This window comes from Pararoseomonas baculiformis (assembly GCF_017813395.1).
Taxonomy (GTDB): Bacteria; Pseudomonadota; Alphaproteobacteria; order Acetobacterales; family Acetobacteraceae; genus Roseomonas; species Roseomonas baculiformis.
Window position 1 is genome coordinate 1 of record NZ_JAGIZB010000095.1, and the last position, 1,664, is coordinate 1,664.

Below are 1,664 nucleotides of genomic sequence, written 5' to 3' on the forward strand. Positions count from 1 at the left end.
TCGGCATCCTGGGGCATGGCCGGCGCCGCCCGTGCCCGGGGCTTGCCCCCGGGCACGGGCAGTCGCGCTGAACTGGGGAATTTTCAGCCAGCACTTCCGGGGAGAATTCACTCAGCCGCTACACGCCCGGCACCGGCTGTGGCAGCCCATGCCCCAGGCCGCCAGCCTAGAGGCGCTGAACGCCTGGCTGGAACAGCGATGCCTCACCCTCTGGGAGGAGATCCCGCACGGGGTTGAGCCAGGCAGCGTCGCCGCGACCTGGCGGCAGGAGGTGGGCTGCCTGATGCCGGTCCGGCGGATCTTCGACGGCTTCGTGGACGAGACCAAGCGCGTCTCGCCCACCTGCCTCGTGCACTTCGGCCGCAGTCGCTACAGCGTGCCCGCCTCCTTCGCCAACCGGCCGGTCAGCCTGCGGGTCTATCCCGACCGCATCGTGGTCGTGGCTGAGGGGGCGGTCATCTGCGAGCACCAGCGGGTCATCGAGCGTTCGCATCATGGGCAGGGCCGGACGATCTACGACTGGCGGCGCTACCTGGCCGTGGTCCAGCGCAAGCCCGGTGCCCTGCGCAACGGCGCGCCCTTCGCCGAGCTACCCGAGGCCTTTCGGCAACTGCAGGGTCAGCTGCACGGCAGGGCTGGCGGCGACCGAGAGATGGTGGAGATCCTCTCCCTGGTGCTCCAACACGATGAGCAGGCCGTGCTGGTCGCCGTGGAGATGGCGCTGCAGGCCGGGGTTTCCACCAAGACCCACATCCTCAACCTGCTGCACCGGCTGACCGATGGCACAACCCCTCAGGTGCCGCCGATCGAGGCGCCCCAGGCCCTGGTGCTGACACAGGAGCCCAAGGCCAACGTCGCCCGCTATGACAGCCTGCGTCCGAGGCAGGGAGGCCATCATGCGTCATGACCCCGCGGCCGCCGCCATCACCATCATGCTGCGCAGCCTCAAGATGCACGGCATGGCACAGGCAGCGGCCGAACTGACCGAGCAGGGCGCCCCCGCCTTCCAGAGCGCGATCCCCATCCTGTCGCAGTTGCTCAAGGCGGAGATCGCCGAGCGGGAGGTCCGCTCCATTGCCTACCAGCTCAAGGCTGCTCGGTTCCCCACCTACAAGGACCTGGCGGGCTTTGACTTCGCCAGTAGCCAGATCAACGAGGCTCTGGTCCGCCAGCTCCACGCCGGTGCCTTCATGGACAAGGCCGACAACATCGTGCTGGTCGGAGGGCCAGGAACAGGAAAGACCCACGTTGCCACCGCGCTCGGCGTCCAGGCCGTCGAGCATCACCGCAAGCGCGTGCGGTTCTTCTCCACAGTGGAACTGGTCAATGCCCTTGAGCAGGAGAAAGCGGCCGGGAGGACCGGCCAGATCGCCGCCCGCCTGCTCCACACCGACCTGCTGATCCTCGATGAGCTGGGATACCTGCCGTTCAGCGCCTCGGGCGGCGCCCTGCTGTTCCACCTGCTCAGCAAGCTCTACGAGCAGACCAGCGTCATCATCACCACCAATCTCGGCTTCAGTGAGTGGGCTGCCATCTTCGGAGAGCCGAGGGTGTCATGATGCCTCCTTCTTTGAACCGCTGTTCCGTCGCACCTGCGTTTTCAACAAGGCGATCCGCTCGTCGGGGAGGTGGATCTGCCACGGCTGTCCCTTGACCGTTTGGTG

1 protein-coding gene and 1 pseudogene are annotated in these 1,664 nt (G+C 67.1%); both read left to right on the forward strand.

What is annotated here, in order from left to right; genetic code table 11:
• A partial coding sequence (locus tag J8J14_RS24705) for a Mu transposase domain-containing protein (protein WP_408896645.1) occupies nucleotides 1-907 on the forward strand: 907 nt, incomplete at its 5' end.
• Nucleotides 897-1,556: pseudogene (istB, locus tag J8J14_RS24710) on the forward strand (IS21-like element helper ATPase IstB); the annotation flags it as partial. The gene J8J14_RS24705 and the pseudogene istB, both read left to right, overlap by 11 nt.
• Nucleotides 1,557-1,664 lie beyond the last annotated feature (108 nt).